The 25,933-nt window shown below is 65.5% G+C and carries 24 protein-coding genes; 6 read left to right on the top strand and 18 right to left on the bottom strand.

Going from position 1 to position 25,933, the window contains the following annotated elements:
- Positions 1-43 precede the first annotated feature (43 nt).
- Positions 44-535 carry a Cys-tRNA(Pro) deacylase gene (ybaK, locus tag AC1C2M_RS03170; protein WP_495435217.1) on the top strand — a complete coding sequence of 164 codons (492 nt, stop codon included), beginning with the start codon at positions 44-46 and terminating at the stop codon, positions 533-535.
- On the opposite strand, the gene glgP is transcribed toward ybaK, so the two are convergent.
- Positions 532-3,102, bottom strand: coding sequence for an alpha-glucan family phosphorylase (gene glgP / locus AC1C2M_RS03165; RefSeq protein WP_495435216.1), 2,571 nt, complete (start codon positions 3,100-3,102; stop codon positions 532-534). The genes ybaK and glgP overlap by 4 nt on opposite strands.
- Positions 3,103-3,286: 184 nt before the next feature.
- Here glgP and AC1C2M_RS03160 point away from each other — a divergent pair, with 184 nt between their 5' ends.
- Both AC1C2M_RS03160 and glgB read left to right on the top strand, forming a co-directional pair.
- Positions 3,287-5,281, top strand: a complete 1,995-nt coding sequence (locus tag AC1C2M_RS03160; protein WP_495435215.1) for an alpha-1,4-glucan--maltose-1-phosphate maltosyltransferase — start codon at positions 3,287-3,289, stop codon at positions 5,279-5,281.
- A gap of 362 nt (positions 5,282-5,643) precedes the next feature.
- Positions 5,644-7,830 carry a 1,4-alpha-glucan branching protein GlgB gene (gene glgB / locus AC1C2M_RS03155; RefSeq protein WP_495435687.1) on the top strand — a complete coding sequence of 729 codons (2,187 nt, stop codon included), beginning with the start codon at positions 5,644-5,646 and terminating at the stop codon, positions 7,828-7,830.
- A 348-nt stretch (positions 7,831-8,178) separates the two neighbouring features.
- Here glgB and AC1C2M_RS03150 read toward each other — a convergent pair whose 3' ends face one another.
- Positions 8,179-9,162: a tetratricopeptide repeat protein gene (locus AC1C2M_RS03150; protein ID WP_495434149.1), complete on the bottom strand. Its 984-nt coding sequence runs from the start codon at positions 9,160-9,162 to the stop codon at positions 8,179-8,181.
- Entirely contained in the window at positions 9,159-10,991 is a 1,833-nt protein-coding gene (locus AC1C2M_RS03145; RefSeq protein ID WP_495435214.1) for a DUF8094 domain-containing protein, read from the bottom strand. Before AC1C2M_RS03145 ends, AC1C2M_RS03150 begins: the two co-directional genes overlap by 4 nt.
- A gap of 192 nt (positions 10,992-11,183) precedes the next feature.
- On the opposite strand from AC1C2M_RS03145, the gene AC1C2M_RS03140 reads away from it, so the two are divergent.
- Positions 11,184-12,230 (top strand): AI-2E family transporter, encoded by a 1,047-nt coding sequence (locus AC1C2M_RS03140; RefSeq protein ID WP_483404410.1) that lies wholly within the window; start codon positions 11,184-11,186, stop codon positions 12,228-12,230.
- A 395-nt stretch (positions 12,231-12,625) separates the two neighbouring features.
- On the opposite strand, the gene AC1C2M_RS03135 is transcribed toward AC1C2M_RS03140, so the two are convergent.
- The 9 genes from AC1C2M_RS03135 to rpsB form a co-directional block, all read right to left on the bottom strand.
- A complete protein-coding gene (locus AC1C2M_RS03135) occupies positions 12,626-13,345 on the bottom strand; it encodes an alpha/beta hydrolase (protein ID WP_495435686.1) in 720 nt (239 codons plus the stop codon).
- Between the two features lie 18 nt (positions 13,346-13,363).
- Positions 13,364-13,663, bottom strand: a complete 300-nt coding sequence (locus tag AC1C2M_RS03130; RefSeq protein WP_495435213.1) for an Rv1322 family protein — start codon at positions 13,661-13,663, stop codon at positions 13,364-13,366.
- 45 nt (positions 13,664-13,708) lie between these two features.
- The gene (locus tag AC1C2M_RS03125) at positions 13,709-14,404 is read right to left on the bottom strand and encodes an aggregation-promoting factor C-terminal-like domain-containing protein (protein ID WP_495435212.1); all 696 of its coding nucleotides are present in this window, start codon (positions 14,402-14,404) and stop codon (positions 13,709-13,711) included.
- A gap of 52 nt (positions 14,405-14,456) precedes the next feature.
- Positions 14,457-15,008: a DivIVA domain-containing protein gene (locus AC1C2M_RS03120; RefSeq protein ID WP_495435211.1), complete on the bottom strand. Its 552-nt coding sequence runs from the start codon at positions 15,006-15,008 to the stop codon at positions 14,457-14,459.
- 47 nt (positions 15,009-15,055) lie between these two features.
- Positions 15,056-16,006, bottom strand: a complete 951-nt coding sequence (locus tag AC1C2M_RS03115; RefSeq protein ID WP_495435210.1) for a phosphatidate cytidylyltransferase — start codon at positions 16,004-16,006, stop codon at positions 15,056-15,058.
- Positions 16,007-16,089: 83 nt separating this feature from the next.
- Positions 16,090-16,644, bottom strand: coding sequence for a ribosome recycling factor (gene frr / locus AC1C2M_RS03110; protein ID WP_483404416.1), 555 nt, complete (start codon positions 16,642-16,644; stop codon positions 16,090-16,092).
- A gap of 76 nt (positions 16,645-16,720) precedes the next feature.
- Complete coding sequence (pyrH, locus tag AC1C2M_RS03105; RefSeq protein ID WP_483404417.1) at positions 16,721-17,437, bottom strand: UMP kinase; 717 nt, start codon at positions 17,435-17,437, stop codon at positions 16,721-16,723.
- Between the two features lie 112 nt (positions 17,438-17,549).
- Positions 17,550-18,377 (bottom strand): translation elongation factor Ts, encoded by an 828-nt coding sequence (gene tsf, locus AC1C2M_RS03100; RefSeq protein ID WP_483404418.1) that lies wholly within the window; start codon positions 18,375-18,377, stop codon positions 17,550-17,552.
- A 24-nt stretch (positions 18,378-18,401) separates the two neighbouring features.
- Positions 18,402-19,379, bottom strand: a complete 978-nt coding sequence (rpsB, locus tag AC1C2M_RS03095) for a 30S ribosomal protein S2 (RefSeq protein WP_483404419.1) — start codon at positions 19,377-19,379, stop codon at positions 18,402-18,404.
- Positions 19,380-19,683: 304 nt separating this feature from the next.
- Here rpsB and AC1C2M_RS03090 point away from each other — a divergent pair, with 304 nt between their 5' ends.
- Complete coding sequence (locus AC1C2M_RS03090; protein WP_495434152.1) at positions 19,684-20,238, top strand: murein hydrolase activator EnvC family protein; 555 nt, start codon at positions 19,684-19,686, stop codon at positions 20,236-20,238.
- A 7-nt stretch (positions 20,239-20,245) separates the two neighbouring features.
- Here the strand turns inward: AC1C2M_RS03090 and AC1C2M_RS03085 are convergent, their stop codons facing one another.
- From AC1C2M_RS03085 to AC1C2M_RS03075, 3 genes are all read right to left on the bottom strand, one after another.
- Entirely contained in the window at positions 20,246-21,157 is a 912-nt protein-coding gene (locus AC1C2M_RS03085; protein WP_483404421.1) for a tyrosine recombinase XerC, read from the bottom strand.
- Between the two features lie 92 nt (positions 21,158-21,249).
- A complete protein-coding gene (locus AC1C2M_RS03080; protein WP_483404422.1) occupies positions 21,250-21,609 on the bottom strand; it encodes a DoxX family protein in 360 nt (119 codons plus the stop codon).
- A gap of 93 nt (positions 21,610-21,702) precedes the next feature.
- Positions 21,703-22,269 (bottom strand): TetR family transcriptional regulator, encoded by a 567-nt coding sequence (locus AC1C2M_RS03075; RefSeq protein WP_495435208.1) that lies wholly within the window; start codon positions 22,267-22,269, stop codon positions 21,703-21,705.
- A gap of 55 nt (positions 22,270-22,324) precedes the next feature.
- Between AC1C2M_RS03075 and AC1C2M_RS03070 the strand changes: the two genes are divergently transcribed.
- A complete protein-coding gene (locus AC1C2M_RS03070; RefSeq protein ID WP_483404424.1) occupies positions 22,325-22,573 on the top strand; it encodes a hypothetical protein in 249 nt (82 codons plus the stop codon).
- 23 nt (positions 22,574-22,596) lie between these two features.
- Here the strand turns inward: AC1C2M_RS03070 and dprA are convergent, their stop codons facing one another.
- From dprA to AC1C2M_RS03055, 3 genes are read right to left on the bottom strand one after another with little or no spacing between them, the layout of a single operon-like run.
- Complete coding sequence (dprA, locus tag AC1C2M_RS03065) at positions 22,597-23,892, bottom strand: DNA-processing protein DprA (protein ID WP_483404425.1); 1,296 nt, start codon at positions 23,890-23,892, stop codon at positions 22,597-22,599.
- A 1-nt stretch (position 23,893) separates the two neighbouring features.
- The gene (locus tag AC1C2M_RS03060) at positions 23,894-25,423 is read right to left on the bottom strand and encodes a YifB family Mg chelatase-like AAA ATPase (protein ID WP_483404426.1); all 1,530 of its coding nucleotides are present in this window, start codon (positions 25,421-25,423) and stop codon (positions 23,894-23,896) included.
- Entirely contained in the window at positions 25,420-25,791 is a 372-nt protein-coding gene (locus tag AC1C2M_RS03055) for a YraN family protein (RefSeq protein ID WP_483404427.1), read from the bottom strand. The genes AC1C2M_RS03060 and AC1C2M_RS03055 overlap by 4 nt, the downstream gene beginning before the upstream one ends.
- Positions 25,792-25,933 lie beyond the last annotated feature (142 nt).

Here is a 25,933-nt window from a genome sequence, read left to right as displayed (position 1 = left end):
CGGGAGACACTGACACCCGGAGATGCTGACGCAAGGAGACACCGTGGCCCGCAAGGAGAAATCGGCACAGACGCCCGCGACCGCGACGCTCCTGGCCAGAGGCATCCCTTTCACGCCTCATCCGTACGCTCATGACCCCGCAGCCACCGGGTACGGCCTCGAAGCGGCCACCGCGCTCGGGGTTCCGCCGACGCGGGTTTTCAAGACGCTCCTCGCCGAGGTCGACGGTTCTCTCGTCGTCGCCGTCGTTCCCGTCGCTGCCCAGCTCGACCTCAAAGCACTCGCCGCGGCGGTCGGGGGCAAGAAAGCCGTGATGGCGGATCCCCGCCTCGCCGAACGCAAGACCGGTTACGTCGTCGGCGGAATCAGTCCGATCGGCCAGAAGTCGCGACTCGTCACGGTGATCGACACCGCGGCCGCCACCCACGAGACGGTTTTCGTCTCGGGTGGCAGGCGAGGCTTCGACATCGAGCTCACCCCGGGCGACCTCGTCGCGGTCACCGACGGTGAGCTCCGGGCGATCGCCAGGAGCTAGCTGGCGGTACTGATCAAGCCGAGTTCTGCGGGGCTGGCGAGCAGCTCGTTCTTCGGCACGATCCGGACACTGTACCCAAACCCGCCTGGCCGCCTGAGCTGCACCGAGCCCGTGAAGAGGCTGGTGCCGTCCGACTGGTCAGCGGGCCTGTCCGGGTCGATCTCGATCTCCAGGTCTCGCGTGCGGGTGTCGTGGAGCTCGTCGTCCCCCGTTTTGCTCTGCCCGTAGACGACCTGTACGGCGACGTCATCCGGTGAGAGCGTGCCGAGGCGAACCGTCGCACGAAGCCGCAGCTCATCGCCCACCTGGGGTGTCGCGTCGAGCCCACCGGATTCCACGTGAACGATGGCGACGTCGGGCCACGCCGCTCGAACGCGTCGTTTCCACTCGGCCAGCGCACGAGCGGCACGATAGCCGTCGTGGCGAAGAACGGCCTGGCTTGAATACGCGGGAACGTAGAGCTCGGTCACGTACTGTCGCACCATCCGGTCCGCGGTGAGTTGCGGAGACAGGGTGGCGAGGGTGTGCCTGACATGCCCGAGCCAGCGCTCGGGGTCTCCCGACTCGTTCCTCTCGTAGAACAGCGGGGCGATCTGGTGCTCGATCAATTCGTACATGGCGTTTGCCTCGAGCCGGTCCCGCTCGACCGGATCCGTTGTGGCGGCGGAAGGAATCGCCCAGCCGTTCTCCCCGTCGAAGAACTCATCCCACCAGCCGTCGAGGATCGACAGGTTGAGCGTTCCGTTGAGCGCCGCCTTCATCCCGCTCGTCCCGCATGCTTCGAAGGGCCGAAGCGGATTGTTGAGCCAGATGTCCGTGCCTGGATAGAGCTTTTGCGCCATCGAGATGTCGTAGTCGGGCAGGAATACTATGCGCTGGCGGACCTCGGGGTCGCTCGCAAATTCGACCACCTTCTGGATCAGCCGTTTTCCCTCTTCGTCTGCCGGGTGAGACTTGCCGGCGATGACGATCTGAACCGGGCGGTCGGGGTCGGTGAGGAGCCGCTTCAGCCTGTCGGTGTCGTGGAGCATGAGGGTGAGCCGCTTATAGGTCGGAACGCGCCGCGCAAAACCGATAGTGAGGACATCGGGGTTGAGGATCGTTGAGAGCCAGTTCGGTGCGAGCCCTCCCGGGTTCTGCTCGTTCCACGCCCTGATCACCCGGCGTCGGGCGTCGGCGACGAGTTCCGCTCTCATGACGTTGCGGGTTTCCCACAGGGCCGCGGTCGACAGCTGGGGACTGGTCCAGTCGGCGTGCGCGGTTTCCGGGTTACCCCAGGTGGCCTCGGCGAGCGCCGTGAGCTCGGGTGACGTCCAGCTGGGGGCGTGGACACCGTTGGTGATCGATGTGATCGGGACATCCTCCGGGTCGAATCCGGGCCAGAGCGACGAGAACATGCCGCGGCTCACCTTGCCGTGCAGCTTCGACACCCCGTTGGCGCGCTGCCCGAGGCGAAGACCCATGACGGCCATGTTGAACGCGCCGCCGGGAGCACCGGTTTCGCTTCCGAGCGCGAGGATGTCGTCGACCGATACGCCGGGGAGAAGATCGGCGTCGAAGTAGCGCCTCACCAGGTCGGCCGAGAACCTGTCGATGCCGGCAGGGACAGGGGTATGAGTGGTGAAGATGGTTCCGGCCCGAACGCTCTGGAGGGCTTCGTCGAAGCTGAGCCCGCCACGGATCAGGTCGCCGATGCGCTCGAGCCCGAGGAAACCGGCGTGCCCCTCGTTGCTGTGGAAGACATCGGGCTGACCGACTCCGGTCTGCTCCGTCCAGGCTCGAATAGCGCGCACCCCGCCGATACCCAGGAGGAGCTCCTGCTGCAGCCTGTGCTCTTCTGAACCGCCGTACAGGCGGTCGGTCACCCGGCTGAGGTCGTCGGTGTTCTCGGGAATGTCGGTGTCGAGCAGCAGCAGTGTCACCCGTCCGACCGCAGCGACCCAGACCCGAGCGCTCAGGACGCGATCGTCGGGGAGGCTCAGGGTGATCACGACGGGGCTCGAGTCTGGCTGGCGCAGCACCCGGAGCGGGAGTCCGTCCGGATCGAGAACCGGATACGTCTCCTGCTGCCAGCCGTCGGGCGACAGCGACTGGCTGAAGTAACCGGCGCGGTAAAAGAGTCCGACGGCAACGAGCGGGACGCCGAGGTCGGAGGCGCTCTTGAGGTGGTCACCCGCGAGGATGCCGAGTCCGCCCGAGTACTGCGGCAGCGCGGCGGCGATGCCGTACTCCGGTGAGAAGTATGCGATCAGCCCGGGCTTCTCTCCCTCGATGCCCTGGTACCAGCGCGGCTCGTGCAGGTACCGATCGAGGTCATCCCTGAGCGTGTTTGCCCGGTGCACGAACGCGTCGTCGGCAGCGAGTGCGTCGATTCGCTCCTGCCCGATCTCGCCGAACAGGCTCATCGGATCGTGCTGGTAGTCCCGCCACGCGCCGGGTGAAATTTCAGAGAACAGCTGTTGCGTCGGCAGATGCCACGCCCAGCGTAGATTCCCTACGAGCGCCTCGAGTGCGGCGAGCCGCTCAGGGAGTGCGGGGCGTACAGTAAATCGTCGAATGGCCTTCACGCGTTTCAGCCTAGGTGAGCGAGCACTTCGGGCGTTAGCAGTAGGCCGTATTAGCTTGTGACGGTTTGGTCAAGGCTCCTCGTCGATCGTGTATTCGCGGTACGGTCGGTGGGTGGCGAAGAAAGCATCCAGCGCGGCGGCGGCGACAGCCCCGACTGCAGCAGACATTAAATCCATAGCTCCCGTGTCCCGAATCGGTCGCATCCCCGTTCTCGGCATCTCACCCGTCGTCTCCTGTGGCCGGTGGCCCGCACGAGGCTTCGTCGGTGAGGTCATTCCGTTCCAGGCAACGGCATTCCGCGAGGGTCACGACAGCATCGGGGTGGAGCTGTTGCTCACCGATCCTTCCGGGCGCACGACACGGCATCCGATGCAGCTCATAACCGTCGGACTCGACGACTACTCCGCACTCGCGCAGGTCACCTCGCAGGGAACGTGGACGTTCCGCGTGCGTGCATACGCCGATGAGTGGGCAACATGGCAGCACAACGCTGAGATCAAGATTCCCGCAGGCATCGACGTCGAGCTCATGTACACCATGGGTGCCGAGCTCCTCGTCGGCGCCGCAAAGGACAAAAACCGCCCGGTACGTGAGCGCGATGCACTCGCCACGGCGGCTGAGCTCCTGCTCGACACCTCGATCGATGACGCCGCGCGGTTCGCCGTGCTCTCCGACCCCGAGATCGAGCGCATCGTCAGCGTTCGCCCGATCAGCGGCATCGCGAGCGAATCAGAGACCGCCGAGATCCGGGTGGAACGCGCCAGGGCCGGACTCGGCGCCTGGTACGAGTTCTTCCCCCGTTCGGAAGGCGCGAAGCAGCGCGCGGACGGCTCGTGGCAGTCGGGCACGTTCCGGACCGCCGCGAAACGCCTCGGACCCGTCGCAGACATGGGCTTCGACGTCGTATACCTGCCCCCGATCCACCCCATCGGCACGTCATTCCGCAAGGGCCCCAACAACTCCCTCACCCCCGGTGAGCACGACCCGGGTTCGCCATGGGCCATCGGATCGCCCGCGGGCGGACACGACGCCATCCACCCCGACCTCGGCACCGTCGACGACTTCACCTGGTTCATCAAGCAGGCAGCGCGGCACAAGCTCGAGATCGCTATTGACCTCGCCCTCCAGGCCTCGCCCGACCACCCCTGGGTGACCACTCACCCCGAGTGGTTCACGACCCTGCCGGACGGCTCCATCGCGTACGCGGAGAACCCGCCGAAGAAGTACCAGGACATCTACCCGGTCAACTTCGACAACGACCCCGAGGGCATCCGCGCCGAAGTCCTCCGCATCGTCCGTTACTGGATTTCGCTCGGCGTGAAAATCTTCCGCGTCGACAACCCCCACACCAAGCCCGTCGAGTTCTGGGAGTGGCTGATCGGGACCGTGAACGCAGAAAGCCCGGATGTCGTCTTCCTCGCGGAGGCCTTCACCCGCCCGGCGATGATGCAGGCTCTTGCCCGCGTCGGGTTCCAGCAGAGCTACACCTACTTCACCTGGCGCAACACGAAGGAAGAGCTCGAGGAATTCTTCACGAGCATCTCCAGCGAGACCGCCGACTTCCTCCGCCCCAACCTCTTCGTGAACACGCCCGACATCCTCACCGAGTACCTCCAGTTCGGCGGACCGGCCGCGTTCACCATCCGTGCCGCCCTCGCGGCGACCGCCGCTCCGACCTGGGGCGTCTACTCCGGATTCGAGCTGTTCGAGAACGTCGCCCGTCCCGGCTCAGAGGAGAACATCGACAACGAGAAGTACGAGTACAAGCCTCGTGACTTCGCCGCTGCCGACGCGGCCGGAAAGTCGCTCTCGGTCTACATCGGGATGCTGAACAAGATCCGCCGGGCGCACCCTGCGCTGCAGCAGCTGCGGAACCTCACCCTGCACGCGAGCAACGACGACTCCATCCTCGTGTACAGCAAGCACCTCGACGGTGCATTCACACCGACCGGTGCCCCTGACACGATCCTCGTCGTTGCCAACGTCGATCCGCACTCGGTGCGGGAGACCATGGTTCACCTCGACACGACGGCATTCGGCATCGCGCCGGGAACGCCGTACCGTGTCACGGACCTCATCACGGGCAACGCCTGGGAGTGGGGAACCGACAACTTCGTCCGGCTCGATGCCTTTGTCGAACCGGTACACATCTTCCACGTTGAGGAGCTCAACAAGTGACAGACCCAAATACGCCGACACCGAAGACGCCGGTACCCCCGGTAACACCCAGGACGCCGGCAGCGCCGGTCACGCCCGCAGCACCGGTAACGCCCGAGCGTTCGGCGTCGCCGGTCACGCCCGTCACCCCCGCGCGTCCGGCGACGGCGACCCCCGCCACCCCGGAGCCCGCGCCCCTGGAGGCTGCTCCCCGCGAGCCCGCGACCCAGAAGCCCGCGACCCAGGAGCCGGCGATCCAGAAGCCGCTGACCCAGGAGCCCGCGGACGCGGACACCCCGACGGATGCCGCCCCGAAGACGGATGCCGTTTCCGGCACTGTCACTCCCCCGGCCGCTGATGTCGTGCCGCCCAGGGCGGATGCCGTGACACCGGCTGCCACGCCGGTTCCGGTCCCCGAGACCGCTGTCCTCGAGGCTGTCGCCGCCGGTGCTTACCCCGACCCGCACGCGGTCCTCGGACAGCACACGTTCGGAGCCGAGTCGGTCATCCGCGTGCTCCGACCGTTCGCTTCGTCGGTCACCGCCATCCTCTCCGCCGGAGAAGAGGTGCAGCTCGAGCACCTCTACGGCGGCATCTGGTCAGGTACTCACGCTCACGGTTTCGTCGACTACCGCGTGCGCGCAACGTACGAGGACGGCGAACCCTGGACGTCAGACGACCCGTATCGTTTCCCGCCGACGATCGGTGAACTCGACCTTCACCTCATCGGTGAGGGCAGGCACGAGGAGCTGTGGCACGCGCTCGGCGCCCGCCTCACGACCCATTCCGCCTACGGCGACCCCGTCGAGGGAACAGCGTTCACCGTGTGGGCACCGCACGCTCGTGCGGTCCGTGTGATCGGCGAGTTCAACGGCTGGCACGGCCTGTCCCATGCCATGCGGACCATGGGGCCGACCGGCGTCTGGGAGCTTTTCGTTCCAGATGTGGCCGCCGGCGCGAAGTACAAGTTCGAGATCCTGACCGCGAATGGCGAGTGGGTGCAGCGCGCCGACCCGATGGCCAGGTTCACGGAGATCCCGCCGCTCACGGCATCCGTCGTCGGTGAATCCACGCACACCTGGAACGACTCAGCGTGGCTCGAGCGTCGCGCGGGCACCAACCCGCAGGACGGGCCGATGAGCATCTACGAGATGCACCTCGGATCGTGGCGCCCTGGCCTCGGCTACCGCGAGGTTGCCGAGCCGCTGATCGAGTACATCCGCGCGCTCGGCTACACGCACGTGGAGTTCATGCCGCTCGCTGAGCACCCGTACGGCGGCTCGTGGGGCTACCAGATCAGCGGGTACTACGCGCCGACGAGCCGCTTCGGCCACCCCGACGACCTCAAGTACCTGATCGACCAGCTGCACCAGGCCGGCATCGGCGTGCTCATGGACTGGGTTCCAGGGCACTTCGCCACCGACGAGTGGGCGCTCGGCCGTTTCGACGGCCAGGCCCTTTACGAGCACTCAGACCCGCGCCTCGGCGAGCACAAGGACTGGGGCACGTACATCTTCAACTTCGGCGACAGCCAGGTGCGCAACTTCCTTGTTGCCAACGCGCTGTACTGGCTGGAGGAGTTCCACGTCGACGGTCTTCGCGTCGACGCGGTTGCATCGATGCTCTACCTCGACTACTCGAGGGAAGAGGGCCAGTGGGTGCCCAATGAGCACGGCGGCCGGGAGAACCTCCACGCCATCAGCCTGCTCCAGGAGGCGAACGCGACAGCGTACAAGCGCAACCCAGGCATCGTGATGATCGCCGAGGAGTCGACGAGCTGGCCCGGAGTTACCAGGCCGACGTCGTCTGGCGGACTGGGCTTCGGCATCAAGTGGAACATGGGCTGGATGAACGACACCCTCCAGTACATGAAGGAAGACCCGATGTATCGCCAGTACCACCATGGCGAACTGACCTTCACCTTCGTCTACGCGTTCAGCGAGAACTTCCTCCTGCCGATCAGCCACGACGAGGTCGTGCACGGCAAGGGATCACTCCTGACACGGATGCCGGGAGACCACTGGCAGAAACTGGCCAACGTTCGCGTGTTCCTCGCCTTCATGTGGGCGCACCCCGGCAAGCAGCTGCTGTTCATGGGCCAGGAGTTCGGTCAGCCGTCCGAATGGTCTGAGGCACGCGGTCTCGACTGGTGGATCCTGGACCAGCCAGCCCACCAGGGCCTGTTCAACCTCGTCGGACAGCTCAACGCCGTCTACAAGGAGAACCCGGCCCTCTGGGCGCGCGACAGCGACCCGGAAGGGTTCGAGCTCATCGACGGGGGCGACGCCGAGCACAGCGTGCTGTCGTTCCTCCGCCGCGATCACGATGGCAACGCCATTGCCGTGCTGCTGAACTTCTCCGGCGCACCTGTCGGCCCGTACCGGGTCGGTCTGCCAGAAGCCGGCGAGTGGGAAGAACTGCTCAACACGGATGCCACAGTCTTCGGTGGCTCTGGAGTCGGCAACATGGGTTCCGTCACGGCCACGGACACACCGTGGGCCGGGCGTCCCGCCTCCGCCGAGGTGACTCTGCCCCCGCTGGGGAGCATCTGGCTGCGTCTTCGCCGCTAGGCCGCTCAGCACCCCTGCATCGCGCCTCGCGCTGGTCCCCGTGACCGGCGCGGGGCGCGTTCTCGTTGGGCCCGGCGTGCCACGCGGTCGTCGGGCCCGCCGTGCCGCGAGAGCATCACTTCCGGTCGAAAGCACCACTTCCGCGGGATGTTCTCGACCGGAACTGATGCGCTCGCGCTGAGGTCACACGTCTCGTCCGCCGGCCCGTGCGCTGCCCCGCGTGGTGTGCGGCCCCACGCCACAACCGCCGTCCCCTCGCGAAAACACCCGTTCCGGTCGAGAACACCCGTTATAACGGGTGTATTCGACCGGAACGGGTGTTCTCGGTGAAGCTGGCTCGGAGCCGGCTCAGTAGAGCAGGTTTGTCAGGCGCGCCCGCGCCCGTCCGACCCGGGGGTCCGTGACGCCGACGACCTCGAACAGGTCGAGCAACCGCGTACGAATGACCGTGCGATCCTCGGGTCCCGCTGCCTCGAAGAGGGTGAGGAGCCGGTCGAAGGCATCCTCGACGTGGCCTCCGGAGAGGTCAAGGTCGGCCACATCGAGCTGCGCGTCGAGGTCGTTGGGTTTCGCGGCGGCCGCGGAGCGGATCGACTCGATGGTCTTGCCGTTGAGCCGGTGGAGCAGGCTGACCTGAGCCAGTCCTGCCACCGCCATCTTGTCGAGGGGGTTCTGGGCGATCGCCTTCGAGTATGCGGCCATTGCGCGCGGGTAGTCCCCCGCCTCGATGGCGTCGTACGCTTCGGCGTGCAGAGGGGGAAGCGGCGGCTCAACGGGTTCGGCCTCTTCAACCGGTTCGCCGGCAGCAACAGCGACGGCGTTGACGCCCGTCTGTTCTGCCGCCTGGAGCACCTGCTCGAAGATGGCGCGGACCTGCTGTTCGGGAATGGCCCCGGTGAAGAGCTGCAACGGGCGGCCACCGATGAGGGCGACAACGGCCGGGATCGACTGCGCCTGGAACGCCTGCGCCAGCTGCGGGTTCGCGTCAACGTCAACCTTGACGAGAAGGAGTCGTCCTCCGTACTCGGCGGTGAGCTTCTCCAGCACCGGCGACAGCTGTTTGCACGGCCCGCACCATTCGGCCCACAGGTCGACGATTACGGGAACCTGCTGCGAGATCTCGAGGAACTGGGCGAAGTTCTCGTCGGTACCGTCGAGAACGAGAGCGGGTACGTTCACGCCGCCCCCGTCACCCTGTGCCGCGCCGGGAGCACCTGGTGCTGCCGGCGCCGCGGCTCCTGGTGCCGGACGGTTCACGAGGCTCGACAGGTCGACCGCGCCGCGGAGTGCTGCACTGTTGAGGGGCGACGGCCCTGGCTGGACCCCGCTCACGGCAGCTGCACCGCGGCGGTCAGGCTCTGGCTGAAGCCGAGCAACCTGATCTGATCGGTGCTCCCGGCCGGGGGCACGTAGAACAAAAGCTGATCACCGTAGGTCGATTGCACGCCCTTCTCCGTTTCTGTGATTCCACTCAGCGCAGATACCGCGCCGGTCGTTTTTATCTTGGCACCGACCTCGAGCGGTTTGACAATCTCGTTCTCGGCAATGTCGACGGAGACGAGAGCTCCCGAGTCGTTGGTCGCGAGCGCAACGGCTGGGGCGTTGCCCGCAGCGACGGAAAACTCGATGGATGCCGTCGTCGGGAGAGCGGACTTCTTGGCCTCGCGGTCAGCGGCAATCACTCCCCTGAGTGTGTCCGCGTCACCGCTGAACAGGGGCGCAAACTCGCTGTTGTCTCCATTGGTGATGATGTCGGCGTATGCCGCGGCCAGCTCGTTCGGCGGCAGGAGGAGGAACGCGGAGTCCGGCGGCAGCTGGGCAGCGCCGATCGTCGCGGGTGCAACCTCTGGGATTTGTGCCTGCGGCTCGAGGCGCACGGCGTATTCGACGTGGTAGTTCTCGCGCGGGCTCGCCTGCACGAGAACGACCGCGGTCGGAGCCGCCGTCGGGTTCGCTTCGTCCTGAACCACGGTCATGACCGTGCGTGGCCAGGTGTCCGTTGCCTGGGGCAGGGTGAGTCCGCCCGGCGAAGAGGGAATCGACGGTGCCGGTGCGTACTCCGGGATCTTGGCACGAATCAGGTAGTTCGCTTTACGTTCGTCGAGCGCAGGCCCCACGAATCGGGTGGCGGCGAGGTCCGCGTTGAGCGCCTCATCTGCCTCGGACGCGACGGTCGAGATACGGGCTGTGATGCGCTCAAGCTGGGGCGTCGTCACGGCGGGGGCCGGCTGGTCGTCAGCCTCGAGCTCGAGTTCGCCCTCCGTCGGTGTGGCCGACGGCGTCTCGTCGCTGGAGAAATCCGGCCAGTACCCGGCGGAGCAACCGCTGAGCGCGAGGGAGGAGACGAGCGCGACAGGAATGAGCGCGACCATTGTCCTCTTCGGCGCGCGCTGTCGGCGGGGGACGCTTCCGTGCCTCTTGTCTGACTTGTAGCGCGAAGGCTTCGGCACCTTGGGCATTTTCTCCATTCCGGGTCCGGCCGTGATGCCCTTTCGGCGAGGCCCACGGCTCTTCCGCATCTGGTGGATACCGAGCAGGTACAGAACGAGACCGGCGATCAGGAGGAGGATGCCGCCGGCAATGAGGGGGCCGGCCCACGGGGTCGCGTTATCCAGCGGCCAGGAAATACCGACATTCGACGGGGCAGGGTCTGTTCCGTTCGAGGCGATCAGCACGCTGATGTCTTCCGGAACGTTGATGGTCGTGACGACAGCACCTTCTTCCGAGTGCTCAGCCAGCCAGAGATCGGAACCGCGTGGGTCGTCGAGCGCCATCTGCGCGGTGACCTGCTCGGGGGTGAGCTCACCGGCTTCGTCCTGTGGCGTGTCAGCGGGCTCCGGCTCGACAACCGCGTCGACGAGCTCACCGCTCTCTTCGTCAAGGGTGAGTTCGTTGTACGAGGCGTCTCCGAGCCAGGCGAGTACGTCGGCGGTCCTGCCGTACGACACGAAAACAGTGTCGCTGCCGGAGACCGTCAGCGACTGCTGGCCTTCCTCGGAAACGAGGACTTCTCCGTCAATCACGGTGTAGGGAAGGTCGCTGTCGACACTGGTCTCGATGCCGTAGGTTGACGGGCCGAGGAACACGGTGCGCTGGGCAATGCCGAGCACAATCATTGTCGCGGCAACCACGAACGCCAGAATAGCGAGTACGAATCGCACTAAATCTCCTTCTCTGCTGCTACCGCACGGGCATTTTCGCTCGAATTATGGTCATCATCGGGCCGGAAGCAACAGGCACAGACGTTTCAGACTAGCCGAGATCCCTGAGAGGGACCTAGCAGCGCCGTGGGCATCGCACACGTCGGTGCCCGACCACTACGATGATGAAATGTTCACCGCGATGGTACCCACGTGAAGATTCAGAACCCGTTCCGGTTCGGCCTTATCGGCACCCTCGGCGTCGGTCTCGGTGTACTCATCATCCTCTCGATCGTCACGCTGCAGACGATTCTCACGTACATCGGTGCAGCGATTTTCATCGCACTCGGACTCGATCCGATCATCACCTGGCTGGAGAAGAAGAGGGTCCCTCGCTGGAGTGCGCTGATCGTCGTCATCGTCGGTTTGCTCGCGCTCTTCGCCGGCCTGGTGTGGATGGTCGTCCCCATCATCGTCGATCAGATCTCGGAGCTCATCAGAATCATTCCTGACCTGCAGACGCAGTTCCAGGAGTATCCGCTCGTCGACAACCTCTCCGAGCAGTTCCCGTTCATTGACTTCCAGAAGATCATCACGGACGCCGGTGGTTTCCTGACCGAGAACATCACCAACATCGGCAGTGGCGCCATTAAGTTCGCCGTCGCCATCGGGAGCGGGCTCTTCGGGGCCCTCATCATCCTCATCCTGACGATTTACTTCACGGCATCCCTCCCGGCAATCAAGCGGGGCCTCTACCAGCTGGTTCCGGCGACCAAGCGTGAGCGTTTCGCCGACCTCGCCGAGCAGATCACCGACTCGGTGGGACGCTACGTTATCGGGCAGGTGGGAATCGCCGCGTGCAGCGGCATCCTGACCTTCATCTTCCTGTCGATTATCAAGGGACCATTCCCGCCGGTGCTCGCGTGCGTCGCATTCTTCTTCTCGATGATCCCGCTCGTTGGTACCCTGACCGGCTCGATCATCATCACGCTCGTCTGCCTGATCCCGGGTCTCGGTTCACCGCTCACCGCGCTCGTTGCCGCCATCTACTACCTCATCTATATGCAGGTCGAGGCGTACATCCTCAGCCCGAACATCATGAGGCGTGCCGTCAGCGTTCCAGGCGCCGTCGTCGTGATCGCCGCACTCGCCGGCGGATCGCTGCTCGGACTTCTCGGCGCCCTCATCGCCATCCCGACGGCGGCATCGATACTGCTCATCATCAAACAGGTGGTCATCCCCAGGCAGAACGAGCTGTGACCCAGCACCCGGCGTCCGGGCGCCGGCCCGGCGGCACGGTGCGGCAGGGCGCCGACCACCGGCATCCGTCGCACCGCTCAACGCCGTGGGCCTTCCCTGTCGTTTCGGTCCCGTGGGTCCTCCCTGTCGTTTCGGGAGGCAAATGCGGCTGTCGACGCTCGAGAGATGGCCGGACCCGACGATTCTCCGCCCGAAACCACACGGCGCGACACTGACCCGGCTGCCGAAACCGGGACGCAGCAGCCGTGGCCCAGGAACTGTGCCGACCACCGGCATCCGTCGCACCACTCAATGCCGTGGGGCCTCCCTGTCGTTTCGGGAGGCAAATGCGGCTGTCGACGCTCGAGAGTCGGCCGGACCCGACGATTCTCCGCCCGAAACGCTCCGGTGCGCGGTCAGGCGTCGTCGACGTCCCAGTCGTCCGGCAGTGGGAGCGCTGCCGGGTTCACCGCGGCGACGATCTCGGTAAGCACGCGGCGGGTTTGTGTCTCGCCGACCCAGAGGTGCTTCCCGCCATCAACGGCGATCAGCCTGGCGTCAGGGAGGGCCGAAAACCGCGTTCTTGCCTCGTCGGGGCGGAGATAGTCGTCGAATTCAGGGATGACGGCGATCAGGGTGCGGGGATCGTCTCGCCAGGCGTCAAGCTCCGCCTGCGTGGCCCGGTGGAGCGGCGGCGACAACAGAATGACGCCTTCGACCGGATGCTGCCTGCCGTATTTGATGATGATCTCGGTTCCGAATGACCAGCCGACGAGCCACGGCCGCGGCAGTGACCGCGCGGCGACGAAGTCCATTGCCGCCTTGAGGTCCAGCTCCTCGGCGACGCCGTCGCCGAATTCGCCCTCACTCGTCCCCCGGTCAGAGCTGGTGCCCCGCGTGTTGAATCGGAGCACAGCGAGGTCTGCCATGGCGGGAAGTCGAGCCGCGGCCTTGCGCAGGATATGGGAGTCCATGAAGCCGCCTGCGGTCGGCAGCGGGTGGAGCGTGACGAGCGTCGCGACCGGAGGCCGGTCGGCGGGGACAGCGAGCTCACCGACGAGCGTGAGCCCATCATCGGTCGTGAGTGTGATCTCTTCACGCACAGCGGGCAGGAGCGTGCCGCCGCGCACCTCAATTCGGGTCATGGGTTCCGTTCAGCCGATTCGCCAGCAGTGATTGTGCCAGTGCCGCCGCGCTGCGAGGTCAGCCTCGTCCCCAAGGACGCCGTCGGCGCGCCAGATGACGAGGTGCGGCACTGATGCCGCGATACCAAGCCCGCAGCCCGGGCAGATGTACTCCTTGACAGCGCGTTCAGCGCTGACGGGCTGGACAAAGAACTCGCGCCCCCGACGGGACTCCGTTCGCTTCCACCCGGAAAGCAGGTGTTCGAGGGAACCGCCGTCACCCGAGGGCGCACCGCCGGGCCGTCGCTTCGGACGGTTGCTTCGTGGCATGGGTTCAGCCTAGACACTGCGCCCGCCGATCGGCGGGCGTTGCGGCTAGTACCAGCCCTTGGCCTGCGAGTGACCCCACGCACCGCACGGGGTGCCATAGCGGCCAGTGATGTATCCGAGGCCCCAGGTGATCTGGGTCGCCGGGTTCGTCCTCCAGTCGCTACCAGCGCTGGCCATCTTGCTTCCCGGCAGGGCCTGGGGGATGCCATACGCACCGCTGGACTTGTTCTCTGCGTTCACACGCCAGCCCGACTCTTTCTTCCACAGGGCAACGAGGCAGGAGAACTGATCTTCGCCCCAACCGCGGGCAAGCACCATGTCGTGGGCGATGGCCTGCGCCGATCCGGGGTCAGCGTTGACCTTCGGAAGCGCTGCAGGCGGCGTCTTGCCCGGCGTTGTCGCCTTCGCATCCGGCTTGGCCTCGGGTTCTTCGACGACGACCGGCTCAGGGATGGGCGCGGCGACGAACTGGTACCCGTCGCGCGTGAAGGTGGTCTCGTACGCGCCAGCGACTGCGAGGGTCTGGGTGCTCTCACCGTCATACCGGTCAGCGACCTGGAAGTATGGCGACGCCGTTGCTCCTGAGTACGGGTCAACCACGTTCACAGCCACAACCGAAACCGCGGCGACAAAGGAGAAGAAGAACAGCGTGAACGGGCTGCGGGACCGGGGTCTCTCGAACGCCCGCCCGACTCGGGGAGCAGGTACAGAGGACTCGAGTTTCACAGGATGTTTAGCCACGATTTTTCGATTTTAGCCCAGAACACCGCTCACCGCGAGTTTGAATCCCGATTCACCGAACAGCGAGCATCACATCGACCACGCTGTCGAGCAGCAGATCGACCTGTGCTTCGCGGTATCCGCCCCGCTGCGCTCGGAACACGGCGGTCCTCACGGCGTCGGTGTTGAACGGCACGCCGCGCTCGAAGTACTCGGTCAACGCGTCACACAGAGCGTCGACATCGTCGACGTTGTAGCCCTGGGCGAGGGCGCTCGTGCGCTGGAACCGATGTCCCGGCTCACGCGTGATGCGGTTGAGGATCACCTGCGCTGTCTCTCGCGCTGCGCTGAGCCACGCGCCCTTCCCCTCTGTGGCCAGGGCGCGCTCCCTCTCGCGGAGCGCAAAAGCGTCCTCGAGCCTCTCGAGCGCCGCGTCGACGTGGCTCGTGGAGTAACCGCCGCGCACCAGGGAGAAAGACGTATGTCTGATGTCGGCGGCGGTCAGCGCCCCGCCGTCCTGCTCATCCGCGTCATAAGCCTCTCTGGCCGTCGCAAGAAATGCATCGACCTGGGAAGGCTTATAGCCCTTTGTGCGCTTGGCAGCCTGAGGAAAAGTCGTGCTCACCCGTTCATCCTCTCAGCACCGGTGCCCGCATGCATAACCTGTGAGCACTATGCCGTAATACCGGTCACGCTGAAGAGCGTGTACATCAGAAGCGCGAGCGGTGCTGACGGAAGCATGGAGTCGATCCGGTCGAGGAATCCTCCGTGCCCTGGCAACCAGGAACTGATGTCCTTGATGCCGATGTCCCGCTTGATCAGCGACTCTGTCAGGTCACCGAGCGTCGCTGTGCCGAGAAGGGCAAGCCCGAAGATCACACCGACCCACCAGGGGACGTGCAGCATGAAGATAGCGAGCAGGGTGCCGGCGACCACGGCGGCGACGCCTGCACCGGCAAATCCTTCCCAGGTTTTCTTCGGGCTGATCTTCGGCGCCATCGGGTGCTTACCAAACGAGAGCCCGCTTGCGTACGCACCGATGTCGACCGAGATCACGAGGATCAGGAACGCGAGCGTCCACCACTGCCCCTCGGGCTGGGCGACGAGGACGACCGCGAAGCTCGCGAGGAAGGGAACGTAGAGCTGGACGAGAATTCCGGTGACGAGGTCGCGCAGAACGCTGCCAGGCGCTCGTTTATCCTTCTCGAAGAGAAGCGCGATCAACCGCCACACGACGATGAAGAGCACTGCCGCCGCGAGGCTTATCCAGCGCCACGCGGGCTCTGCGAGGAAGCTCACTGCCACGACTCCGAGGCCGGAGAGCACCGCAGGGATAATGTCGATGCGTCTGCCGCTCTCGCTGAGCGCCCGCACGAGCTCGAAGGTGGTGAACGCAACGACGATCCCGCAGAACACCACGAAGATGGCCTTCACGAAGATCAGGCTCGCGATCATGACCAGGCCGAGTGCGAGGCCGAAGACCGTCGCCAGGAACAGGTTGCGCCCGGCGCGAGCCTCTATCCGCTCGTTGACCTGGTCAATTTGCGCACGAGTCGACCGCACCTGGCGCTCGAGCTCGGCCCGCCGTGCCCTCAGCTGTGCCTGAAGGTCGTCGCGCGACATACGCTTCGACCGAGGGGCCCGTCCCCTTGGTCCGTCACCGGGTTCGGTCATGCCGTCACCGTCGTTCCAGAAGCCACGGGCGCCTAAATCTCAAGCAGTTCGGTCTCTTTGCGCTTCAGAGCGTCGTCGATGGCGTCGATGTGGGTCTTCGTGACCTGCTCGAGTTCCTTTTCGGCCCTCGCTACGTCGTCATCCCCGACCTCGCTCTTCAGCGCGTCGAGGTCATCTTTGCCCTTACGACGGATGTTGCGGACAGCAATTTTCGCGTCCTCGCCCTTGGTACGCACGATCTTGACGTACTCCTTGCGGCGCTCCTGAGTGAGTTCAGGGAGCGTGACCCGGACGATGGTGCCGTCATTGGTGGGGTTGGCACCGAGGTTCGGTACGTCGCGGATGGCCTGCTCGATGTCCTTTAGCGCCGTCTTGTCGTACGGGCTGACGATGATCGTGCGCGCCTCGGCGTTGTTGAGCGACGCAAGCTGGTCGAGAGGAGTCGGGGTGCCGTAGTAGTTCACGAGGATCTTCTGGAACATCTGGGGGTTTGCGCGCCCCGTTCGTACGGTAGCGAAGTCCTCCTTCGCGACCTCGACCGCTTTTCCCATTCGGGTTGTTACGTCAGAGAGAACTTCGGCAATCACGTGCGACTCCTTCTTGTTGCGTGTAGTCGTCCTCCATTCTAGGCGGAGGACTCGAGGTCGGCCGGAGACCGGCGGGTCAGTTGGAGACGAGCGTTCCGATGCCGTCACCGAGGATGGCCTTGGTGACATTGCCCTCTGGCGCCATGCCGAACACCTGCATGGGCATCGCGTTGTCCATGCAGAGACTGAACGCGGTGGAGTCAACGACCTTGAGCCCCTTCTGCAGGGCCTCCTGGTACGTGATGTGATCGATGCGGGTCGCACTGAGGTCGACCTTCGGGTCCGCCGTGTAGACGCCGTCAACGCCGTTCTTCGCGAGAAGGACGATGTCTGCGCCGATCTCGAGCGCGCGCTGGGCGGCGACGGTGTCGGTCGAGAAATACGGCAAGCCGGCGCCGGCGCCGAAGATCACGACCCGGCCCTTCTCGAGGTGACGTTCCGCCCGGCGCGGAATGTACGGTTCAGCCACCTGCGTCATGGAGATCGCGGACTGAACCCGGGTTTCGGCACCGGCCTGCTCGAGGAAATCCTGGAGGGCGAGGGCGTTCATGACGGTGCCAAGCATCCCCATGTAGTCAGCTCGGCCGCGATCCATGCCGCGCTGGGACAGCTCTGCCCCGCGGAAGAAGTTCCCTCCACCGACGACGATCGCGATCTCGACGGTCTTTGCCGCTTCCGCTATCTCGCGGGCGATGTTCGAAACGACGTCGGGGTTGACGCCGAGGGAGCCTGCCCCAAACGACTCTCCGGAGAGTTTGAGCAGTACCCTGCGCTTCTTCGTGGCTGCAGACATCCGTTGTACGCCTTTCCTTGAACTTCAGAGATGGGGAGTTGGTGTGAGCGAGTGGCCGCACACAAAAAAGGAGTCCGGATCACGACTGTGATCCGGACTCCTCATGATGTGCTTACGCGCCGACCTTGAAGCGGGCGAAGCCCGTCACTGTCAGGTTCGCATCGGCAAGAACCTTCTTGACCTGAATCTTGCTGTCGCGTGCGTAGTCCTGTTCGAGCAGGGCAACCTGCTTGAAGAAGGCGGTCAGGCGACCCTCGACGATCTTGGGAAGTGCCGCTTCCGGCTTTCCTTCGTTCTTCGAGATCTCGGTGACGATCTCGCGCTCCTTGTCCACAGTCTCAGCCGGAACTTCTTCGCGGGTGAGGTACTGCGGGTCGAACATGGCGATGTGCTGGGCGACCGCGCGGGCGGTTTCTGCGTCATCACCGGTGTAGCTGACGACAACACCGATCTGCGGCGGCAGGTCCTTGCTGGTCTTGTGCAGGTAAACAGCGAACTGCTCACCCGTTACCAGCGCGACACGGCGCAGCTCGACCTTTTCGCCGAGGATGGCGGCCTGGTCGTTGATCAGGTCGGCGACCGTCTGGTCACCGGCCGGTGCGGCGAGTGCTTCCTCGAGCGAGGATGCACCGGATGCCGCGACAGCTTCCAGGACCTTGTCGGCGAGAGCGACGAACTTGTCGTTCTTCGCAACGAAGTCGGTCTCGCAGGCGAGCTCGATCATCGTTGCCGTCGTGCCGTTTTCCTTGACAGCAACGAGACCCTCGCTCGTGGAGCGGTCGGCGCGCTTGGCGTTACCCTTTGCTCCCTTGAGACGCAGGATTTCGGTGGCCTTCTCCATGTCACCGTCGGCCTCGACGAGCGCGTTCTTGGTGTCGACCATTCCGGTCCCAAGCTGCTCGCGAAGAGCCTTGATGTCAGCAAGAGCGATGTTTGCCATATTCGTGAACTCCTCGTTTACGGGTTAGTTGTTGTCGGCGACCGGCTGCTTTTCAGCCTCGGTCGCTTCCGCCTCGAGGCGCTCTTCAGTCTTCTCGTCGCTTTCGGGGGCAACGACCTCGACCGGAGCGTCTTCCGGGATTGCCGCGTTCTTCTCGGCTACTTCAGCGTCAGCGTCGTTCTGCTCGACCGGCGCTTCGGTTGCGGCGTCGTCTGCTGCGGGCGCGTCAGCTGCAGCAGCGTCAGCTCCGAGGAGTTCTGCTTCCCATGCAGCCAGCGGCTCGACGGGGGCGTCGCCCTCGACCGGCTTCTGGTGACGCTGGATGAGGCCTTCAGCGGCTGCGTCAGCGATGATGCGGGTGAGCAGGCCGACCGAACGGATCGCGTCGTCGTTACCCGGGATCGGGTAGGTGACTTCGTCGGGGTCGCAGTTCGTGTCGAGGATACCGATCACGGGGATACCGAGCTTCTTGGCCTCGTCAATGGCGAGGTGCTCTTTCTTGGTGTCGACAACCCACAGAGCCGACGGCGTCTTGGTGAGGTTGCGGATTCCACCGAGCGACTTGTGAAGCTTGTCGAGCTCGCGCTTCTTGATGAGCATTTCCTTCTTGGTGAAGCCCGACTTTGCGGTGTCTTCGAAGTCAAGCTCTTCGAGCTCTTTCATGCGAGCGAGACGCTTGGATACCGTCTGGAAGTTGGTGAGGAGTCCACCGAGCCAGCGCTGGTTGACGTAGGGCTGGCCGACGCGGGTTGCCTGCTCGGCTATCGCTTCCTGTGCCTGCTTCTTGGTACCAACGAAAAGGATGGTTCCACCGTGGGCGACGGTCTCCTTGACGAAGTCGTATGCCTTGTCGATGAATCCAAGCGACTGCTGGAGGTCGATGATGTAGATGCCGGAACGCTCCGTGAAGATGAAGCGCTTCATCTTCGGGTTCCAACGGCGGGTCTGGTGCCCGAAGTGCACGCCGCTGTCGAGCAGCTGGCGAATGGTTACGACGGCCATGAGCCGTTCTCCTATTCTGACGCGCCCGGATGCCGGGCGAGCGTCTGTCGGTTGTCAGTGCGGCCGAGTGGCCGCTCCTCCTGGTGCCCGGCGCACGTCCGCCCTGTCGTATTTCACGAGAGAGACCGATTGGAAGTGGGAGCCGAATGGGCACGCGTAGTCACCCCGACATGCGAGGTGCTCCGAATATCTTAGCAGCACGGGACAGCCGTCGGAGTCCCGAACAGCTGCCTCTGGCCTGCGCGTTCGGCACAGGCACTCGTCCGGCGCTGAGCCGCTGGGCGCTTCGGGCCAGTGTGGGTGGATGACCCTTCGATCGCACGGAGTTTTTTCCGGCGCTCTCGCCGCGAGCTGCGTGGCCGCCACCCTCGCGGTGCCGACCGCGGCTGCGGTTCCGGATGCCGCAGCGCGGGTCGGTCAGGCCACGTCCCCCATCGCCAGAGCAGACGACAGCTGGGTGTGGCCCGTCGCAGGGCCACGGGTGGTTCTCCGGCGGTTCGAGGCACCGGCCACCAGGTACTCGGCCGGTCACCGCGGAGTGGATCTCTCAGCGCCCGCGGGCACGTCGGTCGTGGCACCGGCAGACGGCGCGGTGAGCTTCGCTGGTACGGTCGTCGACCGGCCGGTGCTGTCGATCACTTTTCCCGACGGGCTGGTGTCGAGCATCGAGCCCGTCATCGCCACGGTGGCCGAGGGCGATCAGGTCCTGGCGGGCGCCGTGATCGGCACCGTGACTTCCGGCGGTCACTGTTCGGGATCCTGCGCGCACTTCGGCGTCCGGCTCCACGGCGAGTATGTGAGCCCCCTCGCGTTGCTCGAGTCCCTCCACCGGGCGGTGCTCCTCCCGCTGGAGGGCTGAGATCCACTCAGGCGCGGGGGTGAGCGCCGCGGTAGCTCTCCCTCAGTCGCTCGGTTGAGACGTGGGTGTAGATCTGGGTCGTGCCGAGTGAGGCGTGGCCGAGCATCTCCTGGACCGCGCGAAGATCGGCGCCGCCGTCGAGCAAATGTGTCGCCGCTGTGTGCCGAAGCGCGTGGGGCCCCTGGGCAGAGCCACCCGGAAGCGACGCCAGCAGCCGACTGACCAGGTTGTACACGCTCTTCGGACCCATTCGCGCTCCCTTCACACCGAGGAACACGGCATCCGTTCTCTCTTTCCCGCGCGCCAGCAGGGCGTCGCGACCGAGCCGCAGGTAGTCGACGAGTGCCGAGTGCGCGGGGACACCGAACGGAACGACGCGTTCCTTTGATCCTTTGCCGACCACGCGGAGGGTCAGTCGGTCGAGATCGATGTCATCGACATTCAGGCCGCACAGCTCCGACACCCGGGTCCCGGTTGCGTAGAGCAATTCGATGAGCGCCGCGTTGCGCAGGGCGACCGGATCGCCTTCCGCGGCCAGTTCGGCGAGGGAATCCAGCATGGCGTCCATCTGGGGCCGTTGCACCACGTGCGGCAAGGCCCTGCCTGTCTTCGGCGACCGCAGCCGAACCGCGGTATCGACCGGGACATGTCCGTTGTGCGCGAGCCAGGCGGACCACCCTCTGACGGAAGCGGATCGTCGGGCGAGCGTCGACGGCCCGAGCCCTGACTGGGACGATTTCCAGAGCCAGTCCCTCAGCAGGTCGAGGTCCACATCAGTCACGAGAGCCCTCTCACGTTTCGCCGCGAACGCCGCGAAGTCAGTGAGGTCGGATTCATAGGCCCTGCAGGTCGACTCGGAGTACTGCCGCTCGACCGCTATGTGGTCGATGTATTGAGCGACGGCGGACGGGATCTTCATCCGTCAAGAATTGCGCACCCGCTGCCCTATCCCCCGCAGGCGCACCACGAATCGCTCTCTGCCCGGATTGGGACGCTGGTGAGCGACGAGCTTCACAGCAGAAAACAGAACATCCCTGTCGCCACACAAATGGCCAGCATCCCCGTTGCGTTCAGGAAGAGATTCCTGCCGAAGTCGCGGGCGGCGATGTGCATGGAGATCGCGACGAGAAAATACAGCACCAGCGCCGCGCACGTGATCGCACCGAGGTAAGGAATCCAGATGCCTGCCATAAGACCCACGGCTGCGGCGAATTTGACCGGGGTCATGAGCCGCCAGTACCGCCTCGGGAAATTGACGTCGGTGAAGCACGCTGCCACGAACCCGACAGGCTTGATACAGAGGATGCCGTCGGCCACCTGGATCGCGGCGAGCGCGAGAACGGGCCAGACGGGCGCTGGCAGTGCAGTCATGGTCAACCACCTTTGAACTGATGCCAAAACATACCAAACCGTATGGTCTGGATCAAGGGGTCTGAAGGTGAATCCTTCGGCGGCGAGAGGGGCCTACTCCCCCGGCACTTCGGGAACGAGCGGCAGGATCCGCTCGAACACAGCTTTCAACTCTGCACCTGAGACCGGCGGTGAGGTGACCGCGGCTCCGACGGACAGCAGGTACGGGACCAGGGCGGCGATGCGCGCCTCGGCGTCCGTCCGAACGTACGGTCGCCATACCTGCTCCAGCGCCGCGAGTCGCGCTTCGTCGATCCTCGCCAGGGTGGCACTCGCGTCAGCGTCAGAGAGGGCCCACCCGCGCACCGCGATGTCCAGTTCCGGTCGGTACAGTCCCGCCTCCGGAGCTCCGACGGCGTCGGTAAGGCGCCCCAGGATGTCCCGCGCGGTGGCTGTTTTCGCAGAACTGTTGACCGCCCGTTCGAGCGCCTCGAGCGACAGCTGTTCGACCCGGCCGAGCAGCGCGTGTTTGAAGTCATCTGCGCCGGCGAAGTGATGGTGGAACGACCCCTTCGACAGACCGAGCCTGGCCGCGAGCCTGTCAATCCGGACGCCGTTGAACCCCTCGTCCATCAGGACGCGGACGCCCTCGTTCAGCCAGCGCTCCCGTGCTTCACTCATGGCAGGACCATACCATCCAGTACGGTTCTACCCGCCGGTCTTTCCGGGGAGCCCCTTGAACGCCCGTCAACCACGCGGGTATCGTTCGTTTCCTGACGAGATACGGATCGAGGTTGTGGCCCTGTCGGTCTGCGCTGCCGTCGGGGATCGGGAGTCCCCGCTCGATCAGGTGAGCGAGTTCGCTAACCGTGCCCCGCGTGGACGCCAGATCGATTACGACGTCGCGCACGTCGACGTTTATCGTCCCGAGATCCGTGCCCGGTTGCTTGCCGACCAGGTGAGGCTCCTGGAGGAGGTCGTCTGACCCGCTGAACACGTGCCTCCGCCTCAGCGCCCCTGAGGCAGGTACACCCAGCCCAGCGGACGCTCTCCCACCACGCCGTCGAGTTCCAGCACGCCGAGTACTGACTGCACCGCATCGACAGGAAGCCCGGCCCGCCGTGCGATGTCGTCGACGTTGCGACCCGATCGGGTGCTCAGCGCATCGAGCACCCGCACCTCATCCGAGCTTCGATCAGTCCCCCGGGAGGGCGTGTCTCCGGGCATGCCAACTCCCAGGTCCACCTCCCCCGCGAGTTCGGCCATCTCGTCGGCGTTCGTCACGCACGTCGCTCCATACTCTCTGATCAGCCGATGGCATCCGGCAGACGCGGCACTCGTCACGGGGCCCGGCACGGCACCCAGCGGCCTGCCGAGCGCCGCAGCGTGGCCGGCAGTGTTGAGCGAGCCCGACCTCCACCCCGCTTCGAGCACGACGGTCGCCGAACTGACCGCAGCTATAAGTCGATTGCGTTGGAGAAAACGCCACTTACTCGGCGGCACTCCGCAGGGCACCTCCGAAGCGACGGCGCCCGTCTCGATAATGCGCCCGATCAGCGCGTCGTGGCCGCTCGGATACGGGCGGTCGACTCCCCCGGCGAGGAACGCAACCGTCGTGCCCTGCGAGGCGAGCGCTGCGCGGTGTGCCGCTCCGTCGATTCCGTACGCCGCCCCGGACACTATGGTGAAACCACGATCGACGAGAGCGCTCGCGGCTTCGACCGTCACGTGTTCGCCGTAGCCGGTGGCCGCGCGAGCGCCGACCAGCGCAATCGACGGCGAGGTCGCCGGTAACCGCCAGGGATCCCCTCTCACCCAGAGCGCGAGCGGGGCATGCGGGCCCAGGTCGTTCAGCCCCGCCGGCCACCAGCCGTCGTCAGGGCAAATGAGCGTCGCGCCGTTGTGTGTGGCAAGCCGGATGGATGCCATCGCTGCTGCGGAATCCAGCCGGGGAATCCACCTGGCCCACGCTTTCTGAACGTGCTCGAGCAAGTCGCCGTCACTCGGGTCGCTGTCACCAGGAGCACCGTCGTTACGAGTGCCGCCAAGCGCCGCGCTAATCCGCTGCGGACCCCACCGCTCGATCAGCATGCGCAGTGCCGCGGTCGCACCGACAGCATCGATCAAGGATCCGGCGGTGCCGTCTCCCGGCTCGACGATGCCCGTCCAGACGGCTCGGGCGAATCGCTCCGCCGCCACCTCGGCCGTCGCACCGGATTCGCGGGCAGCGTCGACGACGGCCTGTGGGGTTATCGAGAATATCGCCATGTTCACGTCGTCGGCGTCGAGTTCGAACACCCGCATGTCAGATCCCCTTCCTGAGAAACAGAGCCCGCCCGATGTGCGTCTTCTCCGGCCGTTGGGCCGCCTCCATATCGGCGAGAGTCCACGCGACGCGAAGCACACGGTCGTATCCGCGCATGGTGATGCTGCCGTGTTCGAGCGCGCGATCAATCGGTTCTGTGACGTCACGCGGCAACGCTCGCGGACCTGCACGCAGCCACGGGCCTGGCACCTGCCCGTTCGTGGTCCACGGGGTGCCCGCCAGACGGGCCATGGTGCGCTGCCGGGTCTCCGAGACCACGCGCCGTGCGTCAGCGCTGTGCGTGCCGGCGCTTTCACCCGAGAGCACCATTTCTGCCCGCGAGATCCGCCGCATTCTGAGCTGGATGTCGATCCGGTCCATGAGCGGTCCGGAGAGACGGCCGAGGTAACGACGAATCGCGGACGGCGGGCAGACACACGAATTCTCCCTGCTGCCGTACTGGCCGCACGGGCAGGGGTTCGCAGCGAGGACGAGCTGAAACCTGCCCGGGAAATGGGCGACGGCGTTGGCACGGTGGATGCTGATGGTTCCGGATTCGAGCGGCTGGCGCAGTGCGTCAAGAACGCTCGCCTGGAATTCCGGTGCCTCATCGAGGAAGAGGACACCGTGCGCAGCCCTCGCCGCCGCACCGGGGCGGATGAGCTTGCTCCCGCCGCCGAGGATCGCCGCGGTCGTCGCTGTGTGGTGCGGACTCTCGAAGGGCGGGCGCGACACGAGCTGCGTGCCTATCGGCTGTCCGGCGAGCGACCTGACCGAGGTCACGTCGAGTGCTTCGGTGACGTCGAGGTCGGGCAGGATGCCGGGGAGCCGGGCGGCGAGCATCGTCTTTCCCGCCCCGGGCGGGCCGAGCATCATGAGGTGGTGGCCGCCGGCCGCTGCGACCAGGAGCGCCTGGATCGCGTCTTCCTGGCCGACGATCTCCGAGAGATCCAAATCGACCGGCGCCTCGGCATCCGTCGCTGCGGCGAGTATCGGTGTGACCTCCACCGGCGTCAGGGCGGCGCCATGCCAGATAGCGGCCTCACGGAGCGATGCCACAGGGATGACCGTCACGTCGGGGATAAGGCGGGCCTCGTGCTCGTTTCCCGCCGGAACCATCACCGTTTTTCGGCCCGCGCGCACGGCGGCGAGGACCGCGGGCAGCACCCCGGGGGTGGGCCGCAGCCTCCCGTCGAGACCGAGTTCGCCGATGTGGACAACGCCGTCGATCGATTCATTCGACACAACGCTGTCGGCGGCGAGGCACGAGAGCGCGATGGCGAGGTCGAAGCCTGACCCGTTCTTGGGCAGGCTCGCTGGCGACAGGTTCACGGTGATGCGCTGGCCCGACAGCCGGCACCCGGCATTGGTCGCCGCCTGACGGACCCGGCCCTCCGCCTCACCGAGGGAACGATCGGCGAGGCCGATGATCACGAACTTGGGCAGCTGGGCCGAGATGTCGGCTTCGACTTCGACGAGTGAGCCGTCGAGGCCGAGAAGGGCGACGGCCCAGGTGCGTCCGACCGTCACGCGGACACCCCGCTCAGGTGCTCGATGGTGAATGGACCATCGTGAGGAATCACGACGGCGATCACATCGATGCGGATGCGCGGCGTCTGCGGATCGTTCTCAGCACACCACGCGGCAGCCAGCCGACGCAGACGGGCCAGTTTCATTGGCGTGACGGCTTCGAACGGATGCCCGAAAGCGAGCGAGGAGCGCGTCTTCACCTCCACAAATGCAATGACATCACCGCGCGTGGCAACGATGTCGATTTCGCCCTGTCGGCAACGCCAGTTGCGTGCGATTACCCGGTAGCCAAGCCCGGTGAGGTGCTCAGCGGCGAGATCTTCGCCGCGGCGCCCGAGCGCGATCCGATTCGACACGAGTACCTTCATCCCTCGATGCTGGCGCGCGGTCGCCCGTCCTGCCGCCCACCCACACATCTGCGGAAAATCCCGTCGGGACGTCCGCGTGGGGAGGACGGGCATCCTGCTACAGATGTCGCAAACGCACGTCCCCGAGCGGGATCACCGCACT

Source organism: Mycetocola sp. Y444 (assembly GCF_059445295.1).
This window is presented reverse-complemented; position numbering and strand designations above follow the sequence as displayed.

What these genes read in the sequence shown, in the direction of transcription:
- AC1C2M_RS03130 (WP_495435213.1), bottom strand. Translation starts at nt 13,663, where the DNA reads ATGCCACGAAGCAACCGTCCGAAGCGACGGCCCGGCGGTGCGCCCTCG.
- AC1C2M_RS03115 (WP_495435210.1), bottom strand. Translation starts at nt 16,006, where the DNA reads ATGTCGCGCGACGACCTTCAGGCACAGCTGAGGGCACGGCGGGCCGAG.
- pyrH (WP_483404417.1), bottom strand. Translation starts at nt 17,437, where the DNA reads ATGTCTGCAGCCACGAAGAAGCGCAGGGTACTGCTCAAACTCTCCGGA.
- tsf (WP_483404418.1), bottom strand. Translation starts at nt 18,377, where the DNA reads ATGGCAAACATCGCTCTTGCTGACATCAAGGCTCTTCGCGAGCAGCTT.
- rpsB (WP_483404419.1), bottom strand. Translation starts at nt 19,379, where the DNA reads ATGGCCGTCGTAACCATTCGCCAGCTGCTCGACAGCGGCGTGCACTTC.
- AC1C2M_RS03090 (WP_495434152.1), top strand. Translation starts at nt 19,684, where the DNA reads ATGACCCTTCGATCGCACGGAGTTTTTTCCGGCGCTCTCGCCGCGAGC.
- AC1C2M_RS03085 (WP_483404421.1), bottom strand. Translation starts at nt 21,157, where the DNA reads ATGAAGATCCCGTCCGCCGTCGCTCAATACATCGACCACATAGCGGTC.
- AC1C2M_RS03080 (WP_483404422.1), bottom strand. Translation starts at nt 21,609, where the DNA reads ATGACTGCACTGCCAGCGCCCGTCTGGCCCGTTCTCGCGCTCGCCGCG.
- AC1C2M_RS03075 (WP_495435208.1), bottom strand. Translation starts at nt 22,269, where the DNA reads ATGAGTGAAGCACGGGAGCGCTGGCTGAACGAGGGCGTCCGCGTCCTG.
- dprA (WP_483404425.1), bottom strand. Translation starts at nt 23,892, where the DNA reads ATGCGGGTGTTCGAACTCGACGCCGACGACGTGAACATGGCGATATTC.
- AC1C2M_RS03055 (WP_483404427.1), bottom strand. Translation starts at nt 25,791, where the DNA reads ATGAAGGTACTCGTGTCGAATCGGATCGCGCTCGGGCGCCGCGGCGAA.